Source organism: Nocardioides abyssi, assembly GCF_030412915.1.
Taxonomy (GTDB): domain Bacteria; phylum Actinomycetota; class Actinomycetes; order Propionibacteriales; family Nocardioidaceae; genus Nocardioides; species Nocardioides abyssi.
The window spans coordinates 51499-72922 of the sequence record NZ_JAUHJR010000006.1; the positions used below are offsets into that span (position 1 = coordinate 51499).

A 21424-nucleotide genomic window follows, 5' to 3' on the forward strand; every position below is an offset into this window, starting at 1 on the left:
GATCGGTAACCGGTGTCACTCGAAGACGCGGTGCACCTTGTGCTGGGCGGCCTGCGCGCGGGGGCGCAGCACCAGCTCGTCGATGTTGACGTGCGGGGGCCGGGTGACCATCCAGGTGATGGCGTCGGCGACGTCCTCGGCGGTCAGCGGCTCGGCGACGCCGGCGTACACCGCCTCGGCCTTCTCCTCGTCGCCCTCGAAGCGGACCAGCGCGAACTCGTCCGTCTTCACCATGCCCGGCGCGATCTCGCAGACCCGCACGGGCTGGTCCCACAGCTCCAGGCGCAGCGTCTCGGTGACGACCTGGGTGCCGTGCTTGGCGGCGGTGTAGCCCGCCCCGCCCTCGTAGGCGATCCGGCCGGCGGTCGAGCCGACGTTGAGGATCACGCCGGCGCCGCTGGCGACCAGCGCGGGCAGGAGCGCCCGGGTGACCTGCATCAGGCCGATGACGTTGACCTCGTACATCCGCCGCCACTCGTCGCTGTCGGCCTGCGCGACCGGCGTCGAGCCGAACGCGCCACCGGCGTTGTTGACCAGGACGTCGAGCCGGTCGCCGACCACCTCGGCGAGCGCCGCGACCGACTCCTCCGAGGTCACGTCGCAGACCACGGCGGTCCCGCCGATCTCGGCGGCGAGCGCCTCGACCCGGTCGGCCCGGCGGGCCGCGCACAGCACGTGGAAACCCTCGGCGGCGAGCATCCGGGCGGTCGCCGCACCGATGCCGCTGCTGGCTCCGGTGACGACGGCGGTACGACGGGTGGCGGTGCTGTCGGTCATGCGGACCATTGTCGGGAGGGCCCCACTCCGCTGGCACACTGGGCTGCCGTGCCCCAGCCCCGCCTGCTCCTGCTCGCCCGGTCCGCCGGCGTCGTCGGCGGCCTCGCCTGGCTGGCCCGCTGGCCCCTCACCGGGGACGGCAGCGCCAGCACCGCCGCGGACGTCGCGTGGTGGGTCGGGCTGGTCGCGCTGGCCGTCTCGCTGGCGGCGTACGGCGCGTCGCTGGTGAAGGTGGGCTGGCTGCGGGTGGTCGTCGGCCTCGCGCTGCCGGTGCTGGTCTGGTCGGTGCTCGAGGTGCTGCGCGGCGAGGGCGACGGACCCGCGGTCGACGGGATCGCCGGGCTGGTCGTGCTGGGCGTCTCGGTCGCCGGCCTGGTCCGCGGCCGGCGAACGGGTACCGGGACCCACACCCGGTGACGGGAACAACCGACGCCCCGCGCCGGTTGGGTTCCGGAGGACCGGCGGACGGCGGAAGGACGAGCGTGGACCTGACCCACGGCGACATCGGCGGCATCGGCGACATCAGGCGCCTGGCGATGATCAGTCTGCACACCTCGCCGCTCGACCAGCCGGGCACCGGCGACGCGGGCGGCATGAACGTCTACGTCGTGGAGGTCGCCAAGCGGCTGGCCCGCCACGGCATCGAGGTCGACGTCTTCACCCGCGCCACCAGCTCCGCGCTGCCGCCGGTGGTCCAGGCCCACGACGGGGTCGCGGTGCGCCACGTCCACGCCGGACCGTTCGAGGGGCTGACCAAGACCGAGCTGCCCGCGCAGCTGTGCGTCTTCGCCCGCGAGGTGCTGCGCGCCGAGGCGGTGCAGCCGGTCGGTCACTACGACGTCGTGCACTCCCACTACTGGCTGTCGGGCCAGGTCGGCGCGCTCGCCCGCGACCGCTGGCGCGTGCCGCTCATCCACTCCATGCACACGATGGCGAAGGTCAAGAACGCCGCGCTCGCCGCCGGGGACGCCCCCGAGCCCGCCGCCCGGATCATCGGCGAGGAGCAGGTCGTCGAGGCCGCCGACATGCTCATCGCCAACACCGACCTCGAGGCCAAGCAGCTGATCGAGCTGTACGACGCCGACCCCGGTCGGGTCGAGGTCGTCCACCCGGGCGTGGACCTCGACGTCTTCCGTCCGGCCGACCGCGCCGCGGCCCGCGCCGCGCTCGACCTGCCGGCCGACGCGCAGGTGCTGCTCTTCGTCGGCCGGATCCAGCCGCTCAAGGCCCCCGACGTGCTGCTGCGCGCCGTGGCCGAGCTGCTGCACCGCTCGCCCGGCCTCCGCTCGCGGCTGGTCGTGCCCATCGTCGGCGGGCCGTCCGGGTCCGGGCTCGACCGGCCCGAGTCGCTCGCCGCGCTGGCCGCCGAGCTCGGCATCACCGACGTGGTGCGCTTCGTGCCGCCGGTCGACCAGGCGACGCTCGCCCGCTGGTACGCCGCCGCCACGGTCGTCGCCGTGCCGTCGTACAACGAGTCCTTCGGGCTGGTCGCCGCCGAGGCCCAGGCCTGCGGCACCCCCGTGCTCGCCGCGGCCGTCGGCGGGCTGACCACCGTCGTCCGCGACGGCCGCAGCGGTCTGCTGCTCGACACCCACGACCCCCGCGACTGGGCCGCCGCACTGGCCCGCGTCGTCGACGACCCGGCCCTGCGCGACCGGCTCGCCGCCGGCGCGCTCGACCAGGCCCGGGAGTTCTCCTGGGAGGCGACGGCCGCCGCCACCCTCGACGTCTACCGCCGGGCGCGCGCCGGCATGCGGGAGGCAGCAGCGTGAACGAGCAGGTCGCCGACGTCGTCCGGACCTACCTGGCCGACAACGACATCGAGTCCGAGGAGACCCGCGAGGGGCTCTTCTCCTTCACCCTGCCCGGCGAGAAGAAGCTGCAGACCGCCGTGCGCCTCGACGTCGGCGAGCACGCGCTCGGCGTCCACGCGTTCGTCTGCCGCAACCCCGACGAGAACCACGCCCGCGTCTACCGCTGGCTGCTCGAGCGCAACCTGCGGATGTACGCCGTCTCCTTCGCCGTCGACCGCACCGGCGACATCTACCTCGACGGCCGGCTGCCGCTCTCCTCGGTCTCGCCCGAGGAGCTGGACCGGCTGCTCGGGTCGGTGCTGACCTACGCCGACGAGTCGTTCAACGCGATCCTCGAGCTCGGCTTCGCCTCCTCCATCCGCAAGGAGTGGGAGTGGCGCAAGCTGCGCGGGGAGTCGACCCGCAACCTCGAGGCGTTCCGGGGCTGGCTGGAGTCCGGCGAGGACCCCGAGCCCGACCCCGGCAGCCTGAACTAGCTCCGGAGCCCCTGGGGTCCCTCAGGTGCGCGGCAGGGCGGCGCGGATCGTCTCCACCCGAGTGCGGAGCCGGTTGAGCACGAAGTACCACTCGCTGCCGTCGCGCAGCACCACCCGCAGCCGCTTGCGCAGCCCGCCGCCGAAGAAGTGCCGCAGGTCCACCGGCGTCGTGCCGACCTCCACGACCTGCTCCAGCGGCACCGACCACGTCTTCCCGGCCAGCGCCCGGTCGACGCCGTGCGGCTCGAAGTGCAGCCGCCGGTCGGTGAGCCACATCCGCCCGCCGGTCGCCCGTTGCGCGTGCTGGGTGTGGTTGGCGAACCAGGACTCCACCACCTGCTCGCCGGGCTCGAGCGGGGCGTTCGGGGTGCGGCGCGTCATGACCGCACCCTTCCCGCCCGAGCGTCGGGTCATGCCCGGCCGGCTGGTCCCTCTGGCCGGCTCGGGTCAGCCTCGGTCGACCCCGGTCAGGCCTGAGCCGGCTCGACCGCGGCCGTGCGCGGCTTGCGCCGGGCGACGGCGACGCCGACGAGGGCGAGCGCGCCGCCGACGTACGCCATGGCCGGCGGGGCCTCGGAGAGCAGCAGAACGCTCAGCACGATCGTGATCGGCGGGACGAGGTAGGTGGTGATGCCGAGGCTGGAGGCGGTCATGTGCTGCAGGGCGAAGGCGTAGGTGGTGAACGCGATCGCCGTCGGGAAGACCCCGAGGTAGACCACCCACAGCACCGAGCTGGTCGGGGCGTCGCCGACCTCGCGCACCAGCTCCCCGATCCACGGCAGGCACGCGACCGCGCCGATCGTGCAGGCCAGCCAGGTGACGTGGAGCGCCGAGAGCCTCGCGACGAGCGGCTTCTGCAGCACCAGGCTGATCGAGTAGACCAGCGCCGCGACCAGGCACAGCACCACGCCGAGGGGGTCACGGTTGTCGGCCTCGGACGTGGACAGCGCGATGACCGCGACGCCCGCGAACGCCAGCGCGAGGCCGAGCCCGAGGTAGATCGTGAACCGCTCGGAGAGGAACACCGCCGCCAGCAGGGCGATCAGCACCGGCGAGACCTGGATCAGCATCACGGCGGTGCCGGCGTCGACGCGGTGCTCGCCGGCGTTGAGGGCGACGTTGTAGACGCCGTACCAGAGCACGCCGATCGTCACGAGCGAGACCCACTGCCGCCCGGTGGGCCGGGGCAGGCGGCGGCCGAGGACGAAGACCGACAGGGCGAGCGAGCCGACCAGCAGCCGGCCCAGCGAGAGCGGGCCGGGCCCGAAGTCGTCGGCGAGGTGGCGGATCGCCACGAACGCCGAGGCCCACAGCACCAGCGTCACGCCGACCGCCGCCACCGGCAGCCACGTGGGCGCACCGCCGTCGGCGGGCACCTGCGGGGCGGAGGCGGGCTGCGGGGTCGTCGTACCGGTCGTCACCGGCCAAGCGTAGGGACCCGCACCGACGACCGGCACACGGATTACGGACGTCGATGCGCGATCGGCTGCCACGTTCGTCACGACGCGCGGCGGGCACCGGCCGCGCATGCCCGACCAGCCGCTCCACCAGTCCCTGCAGGAGCTGTCCGCCGCGTTCACCACGACCCTCCGGGCGCGGTCAGAGGAGGAGCTCGCGCGGCCCTCCCGTGCTGCCGCGTGGACGGTGCACGAGCTGCTCCTGCACCAGCTGCTCGACGCCCGGCGCGCGCTGGTCGCCCTCGCCAGCCCGGCCGGTCCGGACGACGGCCCGCCCGACGTCGACGCGGCGACCTACTGGCGGGCGTTCCACCCCGAGGAGGGCGACGGCGGCGCCGCGCACGCGCGGTGGGTCGTGCGGGCCGCGGCGGCGTACGACGACGGCGCCAGCCTGCTCGAGGACTGGGAGGAGACCTCGGGCGCGGCCGCGCGGGCCGCCGCGGCGGCGGACCCGGACGCGCTGGTGACCACCCAGGGCCACGTGCTGACCGTCCGCGACCTGGTCTCCACCCTGGTGGTCGAGGGAACCGTCCACCTGCTCGACGCCTGGGGCGAGCCGCCGGCCGCCGCGCTGGACCACACCCTGGCCGTGCTCGAGCGGATCCACGGCGGCCCGCTCCCGCCGGCGGCGGGCCCGGTCGAGCAGGTGCTGCAGGCGACCGGCCGCGCGCCCAGCGACCACACGGCGTACCCGCTGCTGGGCTGAGCCGGCTACAGGTCGAGCTTGTAGCCCAGCCCGCGCACGGTGACGAGGTAGCGCGGCTCGCCCGGGTCGGGCTCGAGCTTGGCGCGCAATCGCTTGACGTGGACGTCGAGGGTCTTGGTGTCGCCGACGTAGTCCGAGCCCCACACGCGGTCGATGAGCTGGCCGCGGGTGAGCACGCGGCCGGGGTTGCGCAGGAACATCTCCAGCAGCTCGAACTCCTTCAGCGGCAGCCGCTGCTCCTGGCCGTCGACGGTGACGACGTGGCGGTCGACGTCCATCCGCACCGGCCCGGCCTCGAGGGTCGCGGGCGCGAGGTCGGGCTCCTGGCCGCGGCGCAGCACCGCGCGGATCCGCGCGACCAGCTCGCGGGGGGAGTAGGGCTTGGTGACGTAGTCGTCGGCGCCGAGCTCGAGCCCGACCACCTTGTCGACCTCGTCGTCCTTGGCGCTGACCATGATCACCGGCACGCTGGAGGTCTGCCGGATCGTGCGGCACACCTCGGTGCCGGGGATCCCGGGGAGCATCAGGTCCAGCAGCACGATGTCGGCGCCGTTGCGGTCGAACTCCGCCAGCGCGGCGTGCCCGTCGGCGGCGACGGCGACCTCGAACCCCTCCTTGCGCAGCATGTACGAGAGAGCGTCGCTGTAGCTCTCCTCATCCTCGACGACGAGTACCCGGGTCACGGGCGTTCCTCCTGGTTGACGGGGTCCGAGACGGGGTCCGGGACGATGGCGGGCAGGGTCAGCGTGAACGTCGAGCCCTGGCCCGGGACCGACCACACGCGGACCTCGCCGCCGTGGGTCGCGGCGACGTGCTTGACGATGGAGAGCCCCAGGCCGGTGCCGCCGGTGGAGCGGTGGCGGGCCGGGTCGACGCGGTAGAAGCGCTCAAAGATCCGCTCGATCTCATCGTCGGGGATGCCGATGCCCTGGTCGACGACCGAGACCTCGACCATGCCGTCGACGGCCTTGGCGGTGACGAGCACGGTGGAGTCGGGCTCGGAGTACGACACGGCGTTGGCGACCAGGTTGGAGACCGCGGTGGTGACCTGGTCGACGTTCCCCCGCACGACGAGGCCCGCGGTGCCGCCGGTGGCGACGGTGATCCGCTTGGCGTCCGCGTCGATGGCGCTGGTGTCGACGGCGACCGCGAGCACGTCGTCGACGTCGACCGGCCGGGGCGCCTCCAGCGGGTCGTCGCCCTGGAGCCGCGAGAGCTCGATGACCTGCTGCACGAGCCGGGCCAGCCGCTCGCTCTCCAGCAGCATCCGGTCGGAGAACCGCTTGACCGCCTCCGGTTCGTCCGCCGCGTCGGCGACGGCCTCCGAGAGCAGCCGGATCGCGCCGACCGGGGTCTTCAGCTCGTGGCTCACGTTGGCCACGAAGTCACGCCGCACCGCCTCGACGCGCCGCTCGCGGGTGCGGTCCTCGACGAGCACGAGCACCAGCCGCGAGCCCAGCGGTGCCACGCGGGCGCTGACCGAGCGGGCGGGGGCGCCGGTGCGGCTGATCGTCAGCTCGGTCTCGCGGATCTGCCCGTCGCGGCGCACCTGCCGCACCAGGTCGGCGAGCTCGTCGCTGGTCAGCGCGGTGCCACGCACCAGGCCCAGGGCGTACGCCGGGGCGCTGGCCTTCAGCACCGTGTCGGCCTCGTCGACCACCACGCCGCTGCTGCGGAGCACCGACAGCACGGTGGCGACGCCCGGCGGGACGACCGGCTGCTCGGCCGGCGGGACGCGGTGCTGCTGCCGCTCGCTCACCGCCCACGCCAGCACGGCCGCGCCCCCGACGACGGCCCCGATGATCGCCGCCAGGAAGGCCTGCGTCGTCGGGTCCACGCTGGTGATCGTACGGCCGGCGGAGGGGCCGGTACGCCGCTGCGGCGGCCGGTCCTCCAACGTTCACCTCGCGTTCACCGCGCGAGTGCCGGGCGTTGCCCGCGGTGGCCGACCCTCGTCCTCATGCGCCACCTCTTCCACGACCAGCTCGAGTCCGTCTTCTCCGACCTCGCCGGCATCTGCGAGCAGGTCGAGGTGGCCGTCCGCGAGGCCACCCGGGCCCTGCTGACCGGCGACGCGGAGCTCGCCGAGCAGGTGATCAGCGGGGACGCCGCGATCGACCGGGCCCGCGACGAGGTCGAGGAGTCGGCGTTCCTGCTGCTCTCGCTGCAGGCCCCGGTCGCCGGCGACCTGCGCACGGTCGTCGCCGCCCTGCGGATGGTCAGCGAGCTGGAGCGGATGGGCGACCTGTCGGTCCACGTCGCCAAGATCGCGCGCCTGCGCGTGCCCGGCATCGCGGTGCCCGACGAGGCACGGCCGACCATCGAGCAGATGGCCACCGTCGCCGAGGACATGGTCGAGCGGGTCGCCCAGATCATCACCCGCCGCGACGTCGCCGCCGCGATCGCCCTGGGCCGCGCCGACGAGGAGATGGACCGGCTGCGTCGCCGCAGCTTCACCGAGCTGCTCGCCGACGACTGGCAGCACGGCGTCGAGGCGGCCGTCGACATCGCGCTGCTCGGCCGCTACTACGAGCGGATCGCCGACCACGCCGTCTCGGTGGCCCACCGGGTCGTCTTCGTCGTCACCGGCGACCACCCCGTCGCCACCGGCTGACGTTTCCCGCCGGTCGCCTCGGCCGGTTGAGGAAGGCGCGCAGCGCCTGTCTCGAAACCCGGTGACCGTCCCCACGGCCGCAGGGCACCTCACCGGGTTTCGACACGTTCAGGCCGCCAGACGGCCTTCACTGCTCAACCCAGCGGGTGCGGCCTGCTCAGCGACCCTGGTTCGCGACGGCGGCCGCGGCTGCGGCGGCGGCCTCGGGGTCGAGGTAGCGACCGGCGGCGGTGGGCCGCATGTCGTCGTCGAGCTCGTAGACCATCGGCATGCCGGTGGGGATGTTCAGCCCGGCGATGTCCTCGTCGCTGATCCGGTCGAGGTGCTTGACCAGGGCGCGCAGCGAGTTGCCGTGGGCAGCGACCAGCACGGTGTGGCCGGCACGCAGGTCGGGGACGATCGAGCCCTCCCAGTAGGGGAGGAACCGCGCGATGACGTCCTTGAGGCACTCGGTGCGGGGCATCTCGTCGCCGAGGTCGTCGTACTGCGGCAGCCCGACCTGGGAGTGCTCGGCGTCGTCGTCGAGCGGCGGCGGCGGCACGTCGAAGGAGCGGCGCCAGAGCATGAACTGCTCCTCGCCGAACTCCTCGAGGGTCTGCTTCTTGTCCTTGCCCTGCAGCGCGCCGTAGTGGCGCTCGTTGAGCCGCCAGGAGCGGCGCACGGGGATCCAGTGCCGGTCGGCGGCGTCGAGGGCGATGCACGCGGTGCTGATCGCGCGGCGCTGCAGCGAGGTGTGGACGACGTCGGGGAGCGCGCCGGACTCGCGCATCAGCTCACCGCCGCGCACGGCCTCGCGGCGCCCCTTCTCGGTCAGGTCGACGTCGACCCAGCCGGTGAAGAGGTTCTTGGCGTTCCACTCGCTCTCGCCGTGGCGGAGCAGGATCAGCGTGGAGGTCACTCGGTGCCCTCCTCGGCCTCCGGCGGGGCGGAGCCGTCGGCGCCGTGCGGCTCGACCGAGACGCCCTCGCAGTCGTACTCCTCGCCGCTGCCGAGGTCGCCCGCCGCGTCGTCGAGGCCCTCGTACTCGTCGCACGCGGGGACGACCGGGACGGTCACGGTGATCTCCTCGCCGGAGGAGAAGCCGAGCGTCAGCGGGACGAAGTCGCCCGGGTCGAAGTCGCCGGTGAGGCGGACGCCGCCCTCCTGCAGCAGCGAGACCAGGCCGCCCTCCTTGATCTCGAGCGGCTGGAACTCGCCGGCCTCGACCGTGGTGCCGTCGCCGCCGGTGATCGAGTCGAACTCGGTCGGGTCGGCCTCGTGGTAGTTGGAGAACGTCGTCAGGAACGTGCCGGACCCGGCGCGCTCGGAGACGATCACCGCACCGACGATGTCCACGTCGCCCGAGCGGTCGTTGCCGCTCATCGAGATCGTGTTGACCCGGTCGGTCGCCGGGTTGAACCCGCACGAGCTGAGCACGGGCACGGTCAGCACGAGCGCGCCGAGGGCGAGCGCGGTGTTGCGTCGGAGCAGCATGGTCTGGAGCCTCGCAGGGTGAGCGGCCAAAGGTGCGGCCAGCCTAGCGGTGGCTACCCGGACAGGCCGACCGAGGTGCCCGCGAACGCGAGCCCGACCAGCACCGCGCCGAGGTAGACCGACGTCAGCGTCAGCAGCCGGGCGGCGCCGAGCCGGAGGCCCAGCCGCAGCGGGAGGTAGGTCCAGCCGTCCTTGTTGTCCGGCACCAGCCCCCACAGCGCGCGCAGCACGTGCACGCCGATGCCGAGCAGCGCGAAGAGCGCGACCATCGCCACCTCGGGCGGGTTCCCCTCGTGCTGGCCGCCCCAGCCGCCGTAGGCGAGGTACGCCGGGTAGAGCGCGAACGACGCCGCCCACGGCACCCACGACAGCACGCCCTTGCGCAGCACGACGTTGCCGAGCAGCCCGATCGCCACCGCGAGGAGGTAGCAGCTGCCGGCGGTGATGCCGGTGGACACCGCCAGCGGCACCAGCAGCAGCACGCCGCAGGCGATCGCGAACCAGACCGAGCCCGGCTCGAGCCGGTCCTGGGCCACCGGCTTGCCCGGCAGGTCGTGGCGGGCGTCGCGCCGGCGGTCGACGAGGTCGTTGTGCCAGCCGAGGATCGTCTGCCCGACGAGCACGGTCAGCAGCACGACACCGACCTCGCGCAGCTCGCGGCCCGCGAGGGCGGCGCAGGCGGCGATGCCCAGCGCGGTCACGACCGCCTGCTTGGGGTGGGCGGCCTGCACCAGGAGGACGGGCTCGAGGTCGCGCAGGCCGCGCCGGCGGCGTACGACGGGTGCGGGCTCGGCCGCGGCAGCCGGGGCCGGCGCCGCCGGCTCCTCGACGGGCACCTCCACGGTCTGCTCGGCGGGCTGACCGGTGGACTGACCGGTGGACTGCTCCGTGGACCGGTCGGTGGGCTCCTCGACGGCCACGGAACCCCCGTGGACGGTCGCGGACGTACCACTTCGACGCCGGAAGCGCTCCCTCATCGCCATGTCGGAAGTATCGCCTGCGTCACGTGCGGGAACGGGCGAACCACGCGGTTCACCTGCGGTTTCGTCTCGCCGGTGGCCCCCGCGGCGCCCCTGCCTGCACACCGCACCTGGGTCTGTCAAGGCCGCAATGTGGCTCTGACCTGCAACAACGCTGTTCGGAGTGGTCCAGACGCGTGATAAGATGGTGCTCTAGGAAGGGGTACCTGACATATGACTTTCACCGTCGGCGAAACGGTTGTTTACCCGAACCACGGGGCCGCTGTCATCGAGGACATCGAGATGCGGACCATCAAGGGAGAGGACCGGCAGTACCTCGTCCTGCGGATCGTCGCCCAGCAGGACCTGGTCGTGCGCGTCCCCGCGTGCAACCTCGACCTCGTCGGAGTGCGCGACGTCGTGGACAAGGCCGGGCTGGACCGCGTGTTCGACGTCCTGCGTGCCGCGCACGTCGAGGAGCCGACCAACTGGTCGCGTCGCTACAAGGCGAACCTCGAGAAGCTGCACAGCGGCGACGTCATGAAGGTCGCCGAGGTCGTGCGCGACCTGTGGCGCCGCGAGCGTGACCGCGGCTTGTCCGCGGGCGAGAAGCGGATGCTGGCCAAGGCGCGCCAGATCCTGGTCTCCGAGCTCGCGCTCGCCGAGAAGACCAACGAGGACAAGGCGGAGGCCCTCCTCGACGAGGTGCTCGCTTCCTGACGCCCTCAGCTCCACGTGCACGAGGCCCCCGGGTGATCCCGGGGGCCTCGTGCCGTCCCGGGGCACGCCGGCGCCTCGTCGCGGCGGCCTACGCTCGGGGCGTGGACTACGACTGGGACGACGAGGACGACCGGGTCCGGGCACTGGGGACCGTGGTGGAGGCCGAGCGCGGGTCGCTGCCCTTCGCGCTGGTCCACGGCGAGGCGCTCGTCGTCGCGGCGTCCTGGGCGCTCGGGGAGGCCGGGGTGACCCTGGTCGACATCGGCACCGAGTGGGCCGGCCTCGCGGAGGCCGGCGAGCCGCTCGTGCTGCACGACGCGCTGTGCCCGATGACTCCGGCCGACTTCCTGGCCGCCTGCCTGGCCCGGGCGGTCGAGCGCGACGTGGTCGTGGTCGGCACCCGCCCGGTGACCGACACCGTGAAGGAGACCGGCGGCGGCTTCGTCGGCGCGACCGTCGACCGGGCCGGTCTGGTCGCGGTGACCTCCCCGGTCGTGCTGCCCGCCGGGGTGGTGGCCCAGCTCGACGGGCTGCCGTCGCTGGACTTCGTGGAGCTGGTCGAGGACCTGCGGGCGCGGTTCCCCGTCGAGCTCGCGGACGCGCCCCCCTCGGCGCGGCGGGTGACCAGCGAGGACGACGTACGGCTCCTCGAGGCGCTGACCAGCCCCGAGCGCTAGAAGCCCTCGCTCAGCGCGAGCGCCAGGTCGACGTCCTCGGGGAAGGTGATCTTGAGGTTGCGCGGCGTGCTCGGCACCGCCGCGATCCGCAGCGGGGTCCCGTCCGCCGGGTAGCGCTCGAGGCAGCTGGCGGTGTCGGTGCCCTCGAAGCCGTCGGCGTCGGCGAGGCGGTACGCCGCCAGGAGGGCGTCGGCGCGGAAGGCCTGGGGCGTCTGCACGCCGGCCAGCCCTGTGCCCAGCTCTGTGCTCGGGCGGCCCCCGCCCTGGCTGACCGGGGTGACCGGGAGGAGCCCGCCCAGCGGCACGACCGGGATCGCGCCGCCGTGCTCGCGGGCGGCGGCGATCGTGCGCGCGAACAGGTCGGGGCCGGCCAGCGGGCGGGCCCCGTCGTGCACCGCGACGACGTCGACCTCGCCGGCCTCGATCGCCGGGGCGAGCGCGCTCAGCGCCTGCCACTCCGAGGCGTGCCGGGTGGCCCCGCCGGTGACGACGCCGACCTCGCGGTCGCCCAGGTGCGGGACGACCGCGTCGGCGACGGCCTGCTCCTCGCCGGCCCGGACGACGAGCAGCACCCGCGCGACGTCGTCGAGCGCGAGCGCGTCGCGCACCGACCAGGCCAGCACCGCGGCCGGGCCGAGGGGGAGCAGCACCTTGTTGACGTCCGCGCCCACGCGCGAGCCGGACCCGGCGGCGAGGATCACGACGGCGGCAGGCACGCGGCGCAGGCTATCGCCCGTGCCGGCGACGATTTACACGGCTGTTGCACGACGAAACCGGCCCCGAACATCCCAGACCTAGGTTCGGCCGGGTGACCCCGCGAGCCGCGCACGAGGAGTGGCAGCCGGTCTGCGCCCTCGACGAGCTCGAGGTGGAGCGCGCGGCGACCGCGCTGGTCCACGGCCAGGCCGTCGCGATCTTCCGGCTCGCCGACGACCGGGTCTACGCGCTGGGCAACCACGACCCGTTCGCCCGAGCCGCCGACGTCGGCAAGGGCATCGCGAAGGGGATCGTGGGGCGCCGCGGCGACGTGCCGTTCGTGGCCTCGCCGGCCCACAAGCACGCCTTCGACCTGCGCACCGGCAGGTGCCTGGACGACCCGACGGCCGCCGTGCCGGTCTACGACGTCAAGGTCGTCGACGGCACGGTCCACGTCGGCCACCGCAAGGCGGTCGCGGCGTGACCACGCTGGTGACGGTGGCCGAGGGGTCCTGCCCGGTCGCTCGCGAGGTCACCCGCCGGGCCGCCTCGGCGCTCGGCGTGCCCGCCGTCGCGACGTGGGGCGCCGACCTGCCGGCGGCGCTGCGCCGGGTGGGCGGCTCGTCCGTCGTGGTCCCGCTGCTGCTCGTCGACGACGGGGCCGTCGGCCGGGCGCTGGGCCCCCACCCGCTCCTCGCGGCCGCCCAGGCCTCCCGGCTGCTCGCGGCCGGCGCCCGCCCGGGTCGGCCGGTCGTGCTGGTCGGCACGGCGCCGGTCGCGCGGCTCGAGCGCGCCGCGACCCTGCTGGCCGACACCTGGACCGGGCCGGTGCAGGTCGCCACGCTGCACCCCGACGGTCCCGCGCCGGCCGAGGTCGTGCGGACCGGGTCGGTCGTCGCGCCGTACCTCCTCGCCCCCGGCCCCGCCCACGACCGCATCCGCGCCGAGGCCACCGCCGCCGGCGCGGCGGTCGTGGCCGACCCGATCGGTGCGCACCGGTTCGTCGCCGACCTGGTCGCCCGCCGGTTCCGCGCGATCGTCCACGCGACCGCCGCGTGAGGCCCGCGTGAGGGCCGGCGGTCGGGGCGACGGTCGGGGCGACGGTCGGGGTAGTAACGGCCGTTCCTGTCCGCCGCCGAGGTCGCCACGGACGTTCCCGACCGTTACTACCCCGACGGCGGCCCAGGGTCAGCGGACGGCGGCGCGGGCGCCCTCGACGAGCGCGACGAGGTGCTCGGTGACCAGGTCGGGGCGCTCGAGGGGGAGGTAGTGCCCCGCGCCCGGCGCGACCAGCAGCCGCGCCCCGCGGATGCCGGAGGCCAGCCGGCGGGCGTGGGGCGGCGGGGTGAGCCGGTCGGCGCTGCCGACCAGCACGGCCGCCGGCACGTCGTCGTACGCCGCCAGGCCGGCGAGCCGCTCGTGCTGCATCAGGTCGCGGTAGAAGCCCTCCATCGTGGCCGGCGGGCAGCAGATGAGCTGGTCGGTCGCCAGGCCGGCGTCGCGCAGCCGCAGCGGCTCGCCGAAGAGCAGCCGGTTGACGACGTACCGCTCGATCGACGGCGTCCGGCGCCGCTCGCGCCGGGTGAGGTGGCGGGCCCGCCACGCGAGGACGTGCGGAATCGCCCGCTTCGCCGCCGGACCGACCTCGGGGAGGCCGAGGGTGACCGTGCCGAGGTCGCCGGAGGAGGTCGAGACGAAGAGCAGGCCGCGGACCCGGTGGACCAGGTCCGGGCGCACCTCGGGCAGCGCCATCAGCGTCATCCCGCCGATCGAGTGGCCGGCGAGGACGAGGGGGCCGTCGGCGGCGTGCGCGTCGACGACCGCGCCGAGGTCGCGCGCGAGGTGCTCGATCGTGCACGCCTCGAGCGGCGCGACCTGCGACCGGCCGTGGCCGCGGGCGTCCCAGGTGACGACGCGGAGGTCGGTGCCGTAGCGGTCCATCAGGTCGCGCACCTGGTAGTGCCAGTCCTCCTCGTCGGCGGTCCAGCAGTGCGCGAGGAGCACGGTGAGGGCGGCGTCCTCGCGGCCGTGCGTGGTGACGTGGAGCCCGAGCCCGTCGTGGGTGGTGAGCGTGTGCCTCACGCGTCCTCCTTCACCAGCAGGGCCGTGGCGACGGCGGCGACCCCCTCGCCCCGGCCGGTGAGGCCGAGGCCGTCGGTGGTGGTGGCCGAGACGGTGACCGGGGCGTCGAGGGCGGCCGACAGCGCGGCCTCGGCCTCGGCGCGGCGGGGGCCGAGCTTCGGGCGGTTGCCGATCACCTGCACGGCGACGTTGCCGACCTCCCAGCCGGCTGCGCGCACGCGGCGGGCGGTCTCGCCGAGCAGGGTCGCGCCGGAGGCGCCGGCCCACGCGGGCTCGGCGGTGCCGAAGTTCGACCCCAGGTCGCCGAGGCCGGCCGCGGACAGCAGCGCGTCGCAGGCGGCGTGAGCGGCGACGTCGGCGTCGGAGTGGCCCTCCAGGCCCTGCGGCTCGTCGGGCCAGGCCAGCCCGGCCAGGTGCATCGGCACCCCGTCGACGAGTCGGTGGACGTCGGTGCCGGTCCCGACGCGGATCCGGCCTGCGAGGTTCGGTGGCACGCCGCGATCATGCCTGAGGGATGATCGGGCCCGTGCGGACGTCTCGCGGTGCGTGGTCGGTCGCAGGACTGGTGGCAGGTGTCGCCGGTCTTGCGACGTCGTACTGCGTCGCCATGGTGATGACGATCCGCGACTCCCCGGTCGTGGCGGTGGTCGAGCAGGTCATCAAGCTCGTGCCCGGCGGCGTCACCGAGAAGGCGATCCGCCTGCTCGGCGCGCTCGACAAGCCGCTGCTCGTGCTCGTCGTGCTGCTCGCGATCGGCGCCGCCTTCGCCTGGGCCGGCCGGCTGGCGCGACGGTCGTGGTGGCGGCCGCTGCTGGTGTACGTCGTGCTGGCGGCCGTCGGCGCGGCGGCCGTGCTGCGCCAGCGCGGCGCCGGCGCGGTCGACCTGCTGCCCGTCGGGGTCGGCCTCGGCACCTGGGTCGTCGCGCTGACCGTGCTGGTCGAGCCGCTGCGTCGGGCCGAGCTGGTCGACGCCGCCGCCACCGAGCGCGACGCCGCCGGCGACCTCCCCGCGCTCAGCCGCCACACCCGTCGCGGCTTCGTGCTCCGCGCCGGGCTGCTCACCGCGGTGGGCGGGGCGCTCGCGGTCTTCGGCCGCTCGGTCGGGCAGGGCCGCCGCGCGGTCGAGAAGACCCGCCGGCTGCTCAAGCTCGATGGGGTCACCGAGGGCCAGGTGCCGGTGCGGGCGCGGGTCGACCTCGACGAGATCACCCCGTGGCGCACCCCGAACGACGACTTCTACCTCATCCACACCGCGCTGGTGGTGCCCGCGATCGCACCGACCGACTGGACGCTGCGGATCACCGGCATGGTCGACCGGCCGCTCGAGATCACCTACGCCGAGCTGGTGCAGCGCGAGATCACCGAGTCGTGGGTGACGCTCACCTGCGTCTCCAACGAGGTCGGCGGTGACCTGGTCGGCAACGCCTGGTGGAGCGGCGTACGCCTCGCCGACCTGCTCGCCGAGGTCGGCGTGCAGGAGGGCGCCGACGCCGTCAAGCAGACCTCCGACGACGGCTGGACCTGCGGCACCCCGCTCGAGGCGCTCACCGACGACCGCGGCGCGATGCTCGCCGTCGCGATGAACGGCCGGCCGCTCCCGGTCGAGCACGGCTTCCCCGTGCGGACCGTCGTGCCCGGCCTCTACGGCTACGTGTCGGCGACCAAGTGGGTGCGCGAGCTCGAGGTGACCCGCTTCGAGGACTTCGAGGCCTACTGGACCGGCAAGGGCTGGGCCGAGCGCGGCCCGATCAAGCTCGCCTCCCGCGTCGACGTTCCTCGCTCGGGCGCCGAGGTGCTGGCGGGGACCGTGCGGTTCGGCGGCGTCGCCTGGGCGCAGACCACCGGTGTCGCGGCCGTCGAGATCGCCCTCGACGGCGGCGCCTGGGAGCCGGTCGAGGTCGCGGACCCCGGCACCGACGACACCTGGGTGCAGTGGGTCGGCGAGCTCGACGTCGAGGAGGGCGAGCACGTCGTGCGGGTGCGGATGACCGACAAGGCCGGCACCGTGCAGACCAGCGTCGAGGCCGCGCCCGCCCCCGACGGCGCGTCGGGCTGGCACGAGCGGTCGTTCCGGGCGGTCTCGTCGTGACCGCGCCCGCCGACCCGGCGCGCGACTTCGCCGGCCGGCCCGGGTGCGCGCTGGTCGTCGGCGGCAGCGGGGGGATCGGCCTGGCCGTGGTGCGGCTGCTCGCCGCGCGCGGGTCGGCCGTCGCGCTGACCTACCGGTCCCGCCCGGATGCTGCCGAGGCGGCCGTCGCCGTCGCTCGCGAGCACGACGTCCGTGCCTCCGCACACGCGCTCGACCTCGGCTCTGACGAGGCTGCTGTCGCCGCTTCTGCGCTTGTCGGTGAGGTCGTGGCCGAGCGCGGCGGGCTGCACACGCTCGTGCACGCCGCAGGCCCGCACGTGCCGATGACCCACCTCTCGACGGTCTCCCCGGTCGCGATGGCCGCGCAGCTGCAGGCCGACGCCGCAGGCTTCTTCGCCGTCGTCCAGCCGGCGCTGCCGCACCTGCGTGCCGCGGCAGCCGGATCGGGAGCGGGCGGCTCCGGGGCCGGTGCCTCGGTGGTCGCGGTGACCACCGCCGCGACCTCGCGCTTCCCGGTCCGCGACGGGTTGTCCTCCGCGCCCAAGGCCGCGGTCGAGGCGATGGTGCGGGCGCTCGCGGTCGAGGAGGGGCGGTACGGCGTGCGCGTCAACGCCGTCGGCCCCGGCATGCTCACCGACGGCATGGCCGCGCGGCTCATCGGCACCGGCGAGCTCGACGACGCCGCGCTCGCCGTCACCCGCCGCAACATCCCGCTGCGCCGGTTCGGCTCCGCCGACGACGTCGCCGAGGCGGTCTGCTTCCTCGCCTCCGACCGGGCCGGGTTCGTCTCCGGCCAGAAGCTCGACGTCGACGGGGGCTACTCGGCTTAGGTCGGCTCGGGCTGCGGGTTCATCAAGGTATGCAGGGAAACCGACGCCTGCGGTGGTGTCGGTTCGTCTGCATACCTTGATGGAGCGTCACTCCCCACGGTGGATTCACACGGGGGAGTGACGGTTCGTCTGCATACCTTGATGAAGCGACGCCTCCGCCCCAGCCCGCCGCGCGCGGACCGGCGGGTCTCGAGACAGGCGCTGCGCGCCTTCCTCGACCAGCCGGCCGGGTGGAGGGGCGGAGGGGGCGGGCTACCAGGTGCCGTTGGACGCCGGGAGCGGGTGGGCGTCGTCGCGGATGACGTAGGCGAGGCCGCCGGAGCGGGGGAGCCAGGCGTTCTCGAGCTGGCCGCGGTCGTAGGTGCGGCGGACACCGGCGTTGGTGGGGGCGGCGGGGTCGTTGACGACCACGTCGCCGGCCTGGGTGAAGCCGACGATGACCAGCAGGTGGCCGTTGGTCGCCGAGATCGGGGCGCCGGACAGCTGGCCGCGCCCGAACGACACCGACACGACGACGGGGATGCCCGCCTTGACGAGCCGCTCGGCCTCGCGGAGCGACCGCAGCCGGGTGACGAACGCGTGGCCGGCCAGCGGGGCGGCGTACGCGGTGTTGAAGGGCCAGTTGCCGGTGCCGCGGTACGCCGCGTCGTACGTCATCCGCGCGGCGTGGTCGACCCACGGGTCGGGGTGGCCGGAGCCGACCCAGGCGCGGTCGGCCGCGGCGGGCAGCGCGCCGTAGTAGCCGAGCACCATCGAGGTGGACGTCGGCGAGCACCACGCCTCGCCGCCGTTGCCCCACTGCGGGGAGTGGCCCTGGTGGATCATCTGGCTGTAGCGCGGCACGTCGAGGGTGATGCCGCGGGCGACGCCGGGCTTCGAGGTGGCGACCGGGCCCGCGGGCAGCCGTGAGGCGACCGCGCCGACGGTGTCGAGGGTGGCCTTCGCCTTCGTGCCGGCGCGGCGCGCCAGCGAGACGCGCAGCTGGTAGGACGCGATGCCGCGCGAGGCCTTCCACGTGTCGACGTTGACGTCGGCGAGGTCGTCGCCCTGGACGCCGACGCTGGTGCGCAAGGTGTGCTCGTCGCCGGAGGTCCAGCGACCGAGCACGTCCCAGCTGGACTGCCCGCCGCCGGCGGCGCGGCCGCGCACCGACACCTCGATCCAGCTGTCGCCGGTCGTGGTCGCCGACCAGGAGCCGATCAGCTCGGTGAGCGCGAAGCCGGGCTTGGTCCACGGGGAGAGCCAGTGCCCGACGTCGTACGTCGTCCCGTCGACCTTGCGGCGGCCCTGGGCGGCCTTGGTCTGCACGACGGTCCCGCGGGTGACCCGGGTCTTCACGAGCCGGCCGCTGCGCAGCTCGGCGGGGGTGTCCCACTGCTCGTAGGCGATCTTCCGCGCGGCCGCCTTGCCGGTGGGGGCGGCCGGGGCGGCCAGCGCGGTGGGCGCCGCCGCGGGCCCGGTCATGGGCTCGGGGGCTGCGGACGCAGCCGGGACGGGCGCGAGGAACGCGCCGGTGAGGGCCAGGGGAAGGAGGGGGAGGAGCCGCCGCATGGCTCCACGGTAGGTCACATCAGCCCCACCAGCCACAGGCGTGACGCAAGCGTGACGCGACGGCCGGGCCGTCGGTCGCGATGCGGGCCGCACCCCGCCGCGTCCCTAGACTGGCCGGGTGACCCTGAGGCTCTACGACACCGCGACGCGCGAGGTGCGCGACTTCGTCCCCCTGGAGGAGGGGAGGGCGGGTGTCTACGTCTGCGGTCTCACGGTGCAGTCCGAGCCCCACGTCGGCCACGTCCGCTCGGGCGTCAACTTCGACGTCCTGCAGCGGTGGCTGCGCCACTCCGGCTACGAGGTGACGTTCATCCGCAACGTCACCGACATCGACGACAAGATCCTCGCCAAGGCCGAGGCGCAGGGCCGCCCGTGGTACGCCCACGCCGCGGTGATGAAGCGCGAGCTCGACCGCGCCTACGCCGCGCTCAACGTCGCCCCGCCGACCTACGAGCCCGCCGCCACCGGCCACGTGCCCGAGATGGTCGAGCTGATCGAGACGCTCATCGAAAAAGGCCACGCGTACGCCGCCGAGGACGGCTCCGGCGACGTCTACTTCGACGTGCGGTCGTGGCCGGCGTACGGCGAGCTGACCTCCCAGCGCATCGACGACATGGAGGCCGCCGAGGACGCCGACCCGCGCGGCAAGCGCGACCCGCGCGACTTCGCCCTGTGGAAGGGCCGCAAGCCCGCCGAGCCGGCGACCGCGTCCTGGCCGAGCCCGTGGGGCCGCGGCCGCCCGGGGTGGCACATCGAGTGCTCGGCGATGGCCGGCAAGTACCTCGGCAGCGCCTTCGACATCCACGGCGGCGGCGTCGACCTCCGCTTCCCCCACCACGAGAACGAGCAGGCCCAGTCGCGCGCGGCCGGGCACCCGTTCGCGTCGTACTGGCTGCACAACGCCTGGATCACCACCGCCGGCGAGAAGATGAGCAAGTCGCTGGGCAACAGCCTGACGATCCCCTCGGTGCTGGAGCGGTTCCGCGGGATCGAGCTGCGGTTCTACCTCGTGGCGGCGCACTACCGCTCGCACGTGGAGTTCAGCTTCGAGGCGCTCGAGGAGTCCGCGGCCGGCTTCGGCCGCATCGAGGGCTTCCTCGACCGCGTCGGCGGCGCCGCCGAGGTCGAGAAGGGCGCGCTGCCGCAGGCCTTCGCCGACGCGATGGACGACGACCTGGGTACGCCGGCGGCCGTGGCCGTCCTCTACGACGCCGTGCGTGAGGGCAACCGGCTGCTGCAGGCCGGCGACGCCGCCGCGGCCCGCGAGCAGGCCGGCGCCGTGCGCACCATGCTCGACGTGCTCGGCCTCGACCCGGCCGACCCGGCCTGGAGCACCGGCTCCCGCGACGCCGGCCGGGCCGACGCACTGACCACCGCCGTGGACGTCCTCGTCCGCGGCCTGCTCGACCAGCGGGCCGAGGCCCGCGCGGCGAAGGACTTCGCCGCCGCCGACGCCATCCGCGACCGGATCAAGGCCGCGGGCGTCGAGGTCGAGGACACCCCCGACGGCCCCCGATGGTCGCTCGGCAACACAGGGAGCACCGTCTGATGCCAGGGAACAGCCAGCGCAAGGGCGCGATCAGCAAGGGCGGCAAGGGACCCACCGTCGGCTCCGGCGGTCGCGTCAAGCGCGGCCTCGAGGGCAGGGGCCCCACGCCGAAGGCCAAGGACCGCCCTTACCACAAGGCCTACAAGGAGGCGCAGCGCTCCGAGCGCCGCGCCGCCCCCGCGCGCCCGCGCAAGAAGAAGGGCAGCGACATCGAGTGGATCGCCGGCCGCAACGCGGTCGTCGAGGCGTTGCGCGAGGGCGTGCCGATCACGGCCGTCCACGTCGCCGAGGGCGCCGAGCGCGACGGCCGGCTGCGCGAGGCGTTCCGCCTGGCCTCGGAGAAGGGCATCGGCCTGCTCGAGGTCCCGCGCAACGAGCTGGACCGGATCACGAGCGGCGCGGTCCACCAGGGCCTGGTGGCCAAGATCCCGGCGTACGAGTACGCCCACCCCGACGACCTGCTCGACGCCGCCGACGCGGCGAACGAGAAGCCGCTCATCGTGGTGCTCGACCAGATCACCGACCCGCGCAACCTCGGCGCGATCGTCCGCTCCGCCGCCGGCTTCGGCGCGCACGGCGTGGTCATCCCCGAGCGCCGCGCGGCCGGCATGACCGCCGCCGCGTGGAAGACCAGCGCCGGCGCCGCCGCCCGCATCCCGGTCGCGCAGACCGTCAACCTGGTCCGCCAGCTCAAGGCCTACCAGGACGCGGGCTGCATGGTCATCGGCCTGGCCGCCGACGGTGACGTCTCCCTGCCCGACCTCGACCTCGCCGACGGCCCGCTGGTCGTCGTGGTGGGCGCCGAGGGCGGCGGGCTCTCCCGCCTGGTAGCGGAGACGTGCGACCAGCTGGTCTCGATCCCGATGGCCAACACCCTGGAGTCGCTCAACGCCGGGGTCGCGGCCTCGGTCACCCTCTACGCGGTCGCGCAGGCGCGCGCCTGAGGCTGCCCCG

Annotated in this window: 25 protein-coding genes; 13 read left to right on the forward strand and 12 right to left on the reverse strand. The window is 74.5% G+C overall.

The genetic code is table 11. The features are described 5' to 3' along the window. Positions 1–15: 15 nt before the first annotated feature. Positions 16–777: an SDR family oxidoreductase gene (locus tag QWY29_RS14190; RefSeq protein WP_300961680.1), complete on the reverse strand. Its 762-nt coding sequence runs from the start codon at positions 775–777 to the stop codon at positions 16–18. Between the two features lie 48 nt (positions 778–825). Between QWY29_RS14190 and QWY29_RS14195 the strand changes: the two genes are divergently transcribed. From QWY29_RS14195 to QWY29_RS14205, 3 genes are all read left to right on the forward strand, one after another. Next, positions 826–1194 (forward strand): threonine/serine exporter family protein, encoded by a 369-nt coding sequence (locus tag QWY29_RS14195; RefSeq protein ID WP_300961681.1) that lies wholly within the window; start codon positions 826–828, stop codon positions 1192–1194. Between the two features lie 65 nt (positions 1195–1259). Continuing rightward, complete coding sequence (gene mshA, locus QWY29_RS14200) at positions 1260–2549, forward strand: D-inositol-3-phosphate glycosyltransferase (RefSeq protein ID WP_439117435.1); 1290 nt, start codon at positions 1260–1262, stop codon at positions 2547–2549. Next, positions 2546–3067: a type III secretion system chaperone family protein gene (locus QWY29_RS14205; protein WP_300961682.1), complete on the forward strand. Its 522-nt coding sequence runs from the start codon at positions 2546–2548 to the stop codon at positions 3065–3067. The genes mshA and QWY29_RS14205 overlap by 4 nt, the downstream gene beginning before the upstream one ends. Before the next feature lie 21 nt (positions 3068–3088). Here the strand turns inward: QWY29_RS14205 and QWY29_RS14210 are convergent, their stop codons facing one another. Beyond that, the gene (locus QWY29_RS14210; protein WP_300961683.1) at positions 3089–3448 is read right to left on the reverse strand and encodes a hypothetical protein; all 360 of its coding nucleotides are present in this window, start codon (positions 3446–3448) and stop codon (positions 3089–3091) included. 86 nt (positions 3449–3534) lie between these two features. Further along, the gene (locus QWY29_RS14215; protein WP_300961684.1) at positions 3535–4488 is read right to left on the reverse strand and encodes a DMT family transporter; all 954 of its coding nucleotides are present in this window, start codon (positions 4486–4488) and stop codon (positions 3535–3537) included. 106 nt (positions 4489–4594) lie between these two features. On the opposite strand from QWY29_RS14215, the gene QWY29_RS14220 reads away from it, so the two are divergent. After that, on the forward strand, positions 4595–5230 hold the full coding sequence (locus QWY29_RS14220) for a maleylpyruvate isomerase N-terminal domain-containing protein (RefSeq protein WP_300961685.1): 636 nt from the start codon (positions 4595–4597) through the stop codon (positions 5228–5230). 5 nt (positions 5231–5235) lie between these two features. Here the strand turns inward: QWY29_RS14220 and QWY29_RS14225 are convergent, their stop codons facing one another. Together QWY29_RS14225 and QWY29_RS14230 are read right to left on the reverse strand one after the other, a co-directional pair. After that, positions 5236–5913 (reverse strand): response regulator, encoded by a 678-nt coding sequence (locus QWY29_RS14225; RefSeq protein ID WP_300961686.1) that lies wholly within the window; start codon positions 5911–5913, stop codon positions 5236–5238. Then, positions 5910–7067 (reverse strand): sensor histidine kinase, encoded by a 1158-nt coding sequence (locus QWY29_RS14230; protein ID WP_300961687.1) that lies wholly within the window; start codon positions 7065–7067, stop codon positions 5910–5912. The genes QWY29_RS14225 and QWY29_RS14230 overlap by 4 nt, the downstream gene beginning before the upstream one ends. A gap of 123 nt (positions 7068–7190) precedes the next feature. Here QWY29_RS14230 and phoU point away from each other — a divergent pair, with 123 nt between their 5' ends. Continuing rightward, entirely contained in the window at positions 7191–7844 is a 654-nt protein-coding gene (gene phoU / locus QWY29_RS14235) for a phosphate signaling complex protein PhoU (protein ID WP_300961688.1), read from the forward strand. Positions 7845–8001: 157 nt separating this feature from the next. Here phoU and QWY29_RS14240 read toward each other — a convergent pair whose 3' ends face one another. From QWY29_RS14240 to QWY29_RS14250, 3 genes are read right to left on the reverse strand one after another with little or no spacing between them, the layout of a single operon-like run. After that, positions 8002–8742, reverse strand: a complete 741-nt coding sequence (locus tag QWY29_RS14240; protein ID WP_300961689.1) for a phosphoglyceromutase — start codon at positions 8740–8742, stop codon at positions 8002–8004. Further along, on the reverse strand, positions 8739–9317 hold the full coding sequence (locus QWY29_RS14245; protein WP_300961690.1) for a copper chaperone PCu(A)C: 579 nt from the start codon (positions 9315–9317) through the stop codon (positions 8739–8741). The genes QWY29_RS14240 and QWY29_RS14245 overlap by 4 nt, the downstream gene beginning before the upstream one ends. A 53-nt stretch (positions 9318–9370) precedes the next feature. Further along, positions 9371–10300 (reverse strand): UbiA family prenyltransferase, encoded by a 930-nt coding sequence (locus QWY29_RS14250; RefSeq protein WP_300961691.1) that lies wholly within the window; start codon positions 10298–10300, stop codon positions 9371–9373. Between the two features lie 210 nt (positions 10301–10510). Between QWY29_RS14250 and QWY29_RS14255 the strand changes: the two genes are divergently transcribed. Further along, positions 10511–10996 (forward strand): CarD family transcriptional regulator, encoded by a 486-nt coding sequence (locus tag QWY29_RS14255; protein WP_154615342.1) that lies wholly within the window; start codon positions 10511–10513, stop codon positions 10994–10996. A 101-nt stretch (positions 10997–11097) separates the two neighbouring features. After that, a complete protein-coding gene (locus QWY29_RS14260; protein ID WP_300961692.1) occupies positions 11098–11673 on the forward strand; it encodes a 2-C-methyl-D-erythritol 4-phosphate cytidylyltransferase in 576 nt (191 codons plus the stop codon). Here the strand turns inward: QWY29_RS14260 and QWY29_RS14265 are convergent. Further along, positions 11670–12389 carry an IspD/TarI family cytidylyltransferase gene (locus QWY29_RS14265; RefSeq protein ID WP_300961693.1) on the reverse strand — a complete coding sequence of 240 codons (720 nt, stop codon included), beginning with the start codon at positions 12387–12389 and terminating at the stop codon, positions 11670–11672. The genes QWY29_RS14260 and QWY29_RS14265 overlap by 4 nt on opposite strands. Before the next feature lie 92 nt (positions 12390–12481). Here QWY29_RS14265 and nirD point away from each other — a divergent pair, with 92 nt between their 5' ends. Together nirD and QWY29_RS14275 are read left to right on the forward strand one after the other, a co-directional pair. Continuing rightward, the gene (gene nirD / locus QWY29_RS14270; protein WP_300961694.1) at positions 12482–12853 is read left to right on the forward strand and encodes a nitrite reductase small subunit NirD; all 372 of its coding nucleotides are present in this window, start codon (positions 12482–12484) and stop codon (positions 12851–12853) included. Further along, entirely contained in the window at positions 12850–13428 is a 579-nt protein-coding gene (locus tag QWY29_RS14275) for a sirohydrochlorin chelatase (protein ID WP_300961695.1), read from the forward strand. Before nirD ends, QWY29_RS14275 begins: the two co-directional genes overlap by 4 nt. 129 nt (positions 13429–13557) lie before the next feature. Here QWY29_RS14275 and QWY29_RS14280 read toward each other — a convergent pair whose 3' ends face one another. Together QWY29_RS14280 and ispF are read right to left on the reverse strand one after the other, a co-directional pair. Continuing rightward, positions 13558–14451 carry an alpha/beta fold hydrolase gene (locus QWY29_RS14280; protein WP_300961696.1) on the reverse strand — a complete coding sequence of 298 codons (894 nt, stop codon included), beginning with the start codon at positions 14449–14451 and terminating at the stop codon, positions 13558–13560. Then, a complete protein-coding gene (gene ispF / locus QWY29_RS14285) occupies positions 14448–14945 on the reverse strand; it encodes a 2-C-methyl-D-erythritol 2,4-cyclodiphosphate synthase (protein ID WP_300961697.1) in 498 nt (165 codons plus the stop codon). The genes QWY29_RS14280 and ispF overlap by 4 nt, the downstream gene beginning before the upstream one ends. A 32-nt stretch (positions 14946–14977) precedes the next feature. Here ispF and QWY29_RS14290 point away from each other — a divergent pair, with 32 nt between their 5' ends. Then, positions 14978–16540, forward strand: coding sequence for a molybdopterin-dependent oxidoreductase (locus QWY29_RS14290; RefSeq protein ID WP_300961698.1), 1563 nt, complete (start codon positions 14978–14980; stop codon positions 16538–16540). After that, positions 16537–17370, forward strand: coding sequence for an SDR family NAD(P)-dependent oxidoreductase (locus QWY29_RS14295; protein ID WP_300961699.1), 834 nt, complete (start codon positions 16537–16539; stop codon positions 17368–17370). Before QWY29_RS14290 ends, QWY29_RS14295 begins: the two co-directional genes overlap by 4 nt. A gap of 252 nt (positions 17371–17622) precedes the next feature. Here the strand turns inward: QWY29_RS14295 and QWY29_RS14300 are convergent, their stop codons facing one another. Continuing rightward, a complete protein-coding gene (locus tag QWY29_RS14300) occupies positions 17623–18921 on the reverse strand; it encodes a C39 family peptidase (RefSeq protein WP_300961700.1) in 1299 nt (432 codons plus the stop codon). A 118-nt stretch (positions 18922–19039) separates the two neighbouring features. Here QWY29_RS14300 and cysS point away from each other — a divergent pair, with 118 nt between their 5' ends. Further along, positions 19040–20470, forward strand: a complete 1431-nt coding sequence (gene cysS / locus QWY29_RS14305; RefSeq protein ID WP_300961701.1) for a cysteine--tRNA ligase — start codon at positions 19040–19042, stop codon at positions 20468–20470. Next, complete coding sequence (gene rlmB / locus QWY29_RS14310) at positions 20470–21414, forward strand: 23S rRNA (guanosine(2251)-2'-O)-methyltransferase RlmB (RefSeq protein ID WP_300961702.1); 945 nt, start codon at positions 20470–20472, stop codon at positions 21412–21414. The genes cysS and rlmB overlap by 1 nt, the downstream gene beginning before the upstream one ends. Positions 21415–21424 lie beyond the last annotated feature (10 nt).